General features: G+C 26.4%; 3 protein-coding genes. All 3 read right to left on the bottom strand.

Going from position 1 to position 4,889, the window contains the following annotated elements:
- Window positions 1-76: 76 nt before the first annotated feature.
- Window positions 77-586 (bottom strand): signal peptidase II, encoded by a 510-nt coding sequence (lspA, locus tag KKE07_01560; GenBank protein MBU4269544.1) that lies wholly within the window; start codon window positions 584-586, stop codon window positions 77-79.
- Between the two features lie 2 nt (window positions 587-588).
- Window positions 589-2,961 (bottom strand): phenylalanine--tRNA ligase subunit beta, encoded by a 2,373-nt coding sequence (pheT, locus tag KKE07_01555; GenBank protein ID MBU4269543.1) that lies wholly within the window; start codon window positions 2,959-2,961, stop codon window positions 589-591.
- A 131-nt stretch (window positions 2,962-3,092) separates the two neighbouring features.
- Window positions 3,093-4,889, bottom strand: a 1,797-nt coding sequence (locus tag KKE07_01550) for a hypothetical protein (GenBank protein ID MBU4269542.1), incomplete at its 5' end; no start/stop codon positions are given.

Here is a 4,889-nt window from a genome sequence, read left to right as displayed (position 1 = left end):
TATTAAAGATGCCACAAAAGAGCCTAAAAAACCTTGTCCTATTCCAAATAATGTGGAAACATCAAAACAAAATTCCCTAATCTTTTCTAAAATAATCATGATAAAACATTCTTCCCAACAAACCAAAAACACCAAAAACTATAAAAACATCAGCTAGATTAAATATGGGCCAATGCCAAGATTTTATATATAAATCAACAAAATCTATAACTGCACCATATATAAATCTATCAAGCAAATTAGAATAGGCTCCGGCTAAAATAAAAAAGTTAAACCAAGTTGATTCACCCTTTTTAAACATAATCGATGTATACATAAGAAAAATTACGATAAAAATAGCAATAAATATAGATAAAATATAAAACAAACGATCTTGGCTAAAATTTAAAAATCCAAAACTCACACCTCTATTAAACGACAATGTGATATCAAAACCGTCAAAAATTTTGATAGATCCATTTTTAAAATTATCTAAAACAAAATTTTTTGATAAGCGATCCAGTGTCATCAAAAAAGCCGTCAAAAACCAAGATAATACCCAATAAATTTTTTGTTTTTTTGTTCTAAAAAACTTAATATTGCTCAAAATTAATCCCTCAATTTTATATCTAATTTTTCAAGTGTTTTTACAGCATTATGCCAAACCTCATCTATCTGTACTTTTTCTATTGTTTTTTCCGGGTCGGCCAATAAAATTCTAAATGTTAAAGATCTTTTATCTGACCATTCTTCACGTTCAAAAGAGTCTATCAAATCAACATTTATTATTAAATCGCTTACTTTTTTAAGTTTTGATTCAATATCAACAGTCTTAACATTTAGTGGAACAAATAAACTTAAGTCAAAATATGTTTCTTGATATTTTAACAGTGGAACAAATTTCTTTGTTTTTACCGTATGATTAATTAAAAAATCACCATCCAAGTCAAAAAAGAAAGCATCACTTTCTGGCAAAACATCTAATTTTGATAAAAATGAAGGATCAACTTTTCCTACTATGCCTATTTTTTTACCATCCAAAAATATTTTGGCTGTTTGATATGGCATTGCCCATACATAATCAGGTTTTGTTACCTGTTCCCAAACTGTTTCTTTAAAATCAATTCCTACCAAGTTTAAAATATCTGTAATGTAAGATTTGCAAGAATAAAAATTTACATCCGACTTTTTCTCAAAAAAGATACCTGCTAAAGATCGTTTTTCTACAATATCATCTTTAACGCCCTGTTTCCAAACCCTGCCAAATTCAAAAAAACGAAGACTATCGCGATATGCAAAATTATCTTTTATATTCTTAAATAAATTTATCAATAAAGAATTGGTTAATCTGTACATATCGGTAGAAACCGGATTTACCACCTCGGCTACAATATTTTCAATTTTTAGCCCTATGGATTGCAAAAATATCTCATTTAAAAAGATATAATTCTGTTGTTCAGTCATTTTTGCAGTATTAATTAAGTAATTTTTTATATCTCTTAATCTAAAGATATGTGATAAATCATTTGGTATTTTTGAAATTTGAGGTAATTCCAAACCAATTTTATCATAACCATAGAAACGTATAATTTCTTCCAGAATATCTTCTTTTATGCTTATATCTTTTGAACTTCTAAAGCTTGGAACAAGAATTGAATATATTTTTTCAGGAAACCCATTTTTTTCTTGAGTATTTATTTCAACTTTAAACCCCAGTCTTGTCAGAGGCAATGTAACATCATATTCTTGTAATTCTATGCCGGATTTTTTTTCCAAAAATTCATGCGATAATTCAATTTTCACTTCTTTAGCCGGAGTTCCAACTGAAATTATTTCATCTGCTGCAACAAATTCCAATTTATAACTTCTTAGTAAATTTAAAAAACGCAAAATTGCTTGCGTTGTTAAATTTTTATCCAAAGTTTTTTCAAATCGCATTGAACTTTCAGTTCTTACTTTATGTCTTAATGACGTTCTACGAATTACAGCAGGATCAAAATTTGCCGATTCAAAGAACACCGATATGGTATCTTTTGATATTCCGGAATAATATCCCCCCATAATTCCCGCAAGTCCCAAAACTTTTTTATTATCTGCTATTACCAAATCTTGTTCAACCAATTCAATTTCAACTTCATCCAATAGTTTAAGTTTTTCCTGTTTTTTTGCAGATCTTGCAACAATTTTTTCGCCTTCAATCATTTTTGCATCATAAACATGCACAGGCTGAGACCAATCAAGCATTAAATAATTTGTAAGGTCAACAAGCATATTTATAGGTCTTACATCAATCTTTAAAAATCTACTTAAAATCAAAATATCGGTAGGTCTATTTTTGATGCTTTCAAAATAAATTCCTGAAAATCTTGCACAAGCAGACTCATCATCAATAACTATCGATATTGGATTGGTTTTGGTTATTTTTGTCTTTTTATCAAAATCAAATACAGGTTTTTCATCTAAAAATTTAGATTCCGGCAAAAATTCAAGATCCATAAAAGCTGCAATTTCTCTTGCAAAGCCTCTATGACACCACATGTCGGGTCTGTTTGTTATAGATTTGTTATCAACTTCAAGTATTACATCTTCTGTTTCAAATTTTTCTTTCCAAGAACCATTCAATTCTTTTTCTTGTAAGTATAAATCCGGGATAAGACCTTCTTTTGCCAAATTAAAGTCATTTAACTTTGCATAACGAATTCCCAATTCATCACTTGTTACCATAAAATAGTGGTTAATAATTGCATCGGATCTTACCGGAAAGCTTTCATCTTTATCCCATTCGGGAATATTTAATTTAATGCTTTTATGGTTAATTTCTATTACTCTGCCTATGGCAAAATTCTTTAAATTAAATTTTACTTTATAAAAATCTTCCATTTCGCCGGAAACGGCATTAAATTTAGAAATAAGATAATCAATATCTTGCTTGCGCCAATCGGCATTGATATGATCAAATATCCAAGAAAGAGAAAGTTTCATAAAATAAATCCTGATTTAAAAACAACTATTTAAACTTTTACGTTATTATATATAAATTTATATATAATATTTAAAAGCTCAATAACAAAAAAAGGATATTTTGACCATTTCTATTCAAATAAAAATTTAGTCTAGAAATTTTTATATAAAATAGCTTTTTTATTTAATAAACCTTCGTTAAATTTTTTATCTTGATCTTGAAAGCTAAAATCACCGAACAAAATATTGGATTTTTCTTTAAGTCTATCAGGATTTAAAGTTATAGATTTTTTTGTAAAATTTATAAGAATTTCAGCCATTTTGTCATTTATTTCATCTGGGGCATCTTTTTTATCGTTATACTCTTTATATGGTTCAAAATCTTTAAAAAATTCATCCAAATCTTTAGACTCAACCAAAATAAAATTATAAAGACCTCTTATAACAATTTGATATGATTTAATAAAATCTACGGTTGGCAATCCGGAATTAGCAATTTTAGTTCTGGTATGAAACCATTCTCCGGCTGAAAAAAATGACAATATTGTACTAAATGGTGAAATATAAAAGATATTATCTTTATCCCAAATAAGAGTTTTTTTAACCGGAAGACTATATAATATATGAGCTTTTTCAGTTAAACCGCTTCCTAGAAAAAAATATAAAGTAGAAGCTTTTGGATCACCAATCATTCCACCAAATAAATTATTTGCAAAAGAAATTGATCTAAACTGCCCAGTCTCATCTAAAAAGAATTTTTCCCTAAAATTTGTGTCCAGTTTACCCTCATCATTTTCAAAGACATTAGAATATCTGTACAAATAAAAATCATTTGATTTTGAGTGATTTTCAATTTCGGTATCAAATATTTTATTAAATATTTTTGTTTGATATTCAAAAAATTTTGATTTAACATAATCAATATTTATTTCATCTTTATTCTCAGGAAACAAAACTTCAATCATTTCTTTAGATTTATTATATTCTTTAATCCCATAAACCTCAGTAACAAAATTAAACATAGATTTATAATTAATAAGATTAAACATCGATAAATAAAAAGATCCAGTCTCAACACCAAAAATAAAATCTTTCATATCTGGAACAAAATCTTTTAGCCTGGTTCTTGGCGAACGATCAAAACCAAAAATATTGCTCTGCATATTAAAAATATTGTTTTTTTCAATACTATATCCGGCTAGTAAATAATAATAAAAATCTTTGACAGATGTTAAAACATTTTCTTTTATAACATTTTTGAAAGATTCTATTAAAAAACTAAATATTTCTTTTAATTCTTTATCTTTATTGGAATTTAATATCTGAATAATTAAATTATTTACATAATAATTACTATATACGATAAACGAATGGTTATTGAAACCGTCGATATTTTCTATGATTTTTTCAGTATTTAAATCATCTAAAAATGAAATTTCTAAGTAAAAATTTGTTTTAGTTATAGGACCGCAAATTTTTTCTATTTCATCTTTCATTTCTTTAAATTTACAAAAAAGATTTGAACCAAGATTTTCTGAATAATCAGCTACATTTTGACCGTTCAAAAAAGCATTTTTTAAATTTTTAACATTATCCGGAATATCAAATAAATTTTTATCTTTATCATAATCTGTGAAATATGCCAAAGTAAAAGCCATTTCTAAAAATATATTTGGCACATACAAAACATCTAAATTGGAATTATAAGTTTTTACCTTTTCTCTTATAATTTTTTCTTCAGTTTCTGATTCAGCCTTGGTTTGATCAAATAAAGAATTTTTTAAATCATTATCATCTAAAAGTTCTTTATTAATAGAACTCATTGGATAAGAATACTTATTCAAAATATTTTTATATACATAGTTATAAGTAACTAAATCAACGATTTTTTTTGATTTCTCTAATTCTTCAAAAACAATATAAAAAGATTTTAAAGGTTGAAATAACGT

The organism is Candidatus Dependentiae bacterium, from assembly GCA_018897535.1.
Taxonomy (GTDB): domain Bacteria; phylum Babelota; class Babeliae; order Babelales; family UASB340; genus UASB340.
Note: the sequence above shows the minus strand (reverse complement) of the source record. Positions and strands in the feature narration are given on the sequence as shown.

Coding starts and splice junctions, on each gene's coding strand:
- pheT (MBU4269543.1), bottom strand. CDS start 2,961: ATGAAACTTTCTCTTTCTTGGATATTTGATCATATCAATGCCGATTGG.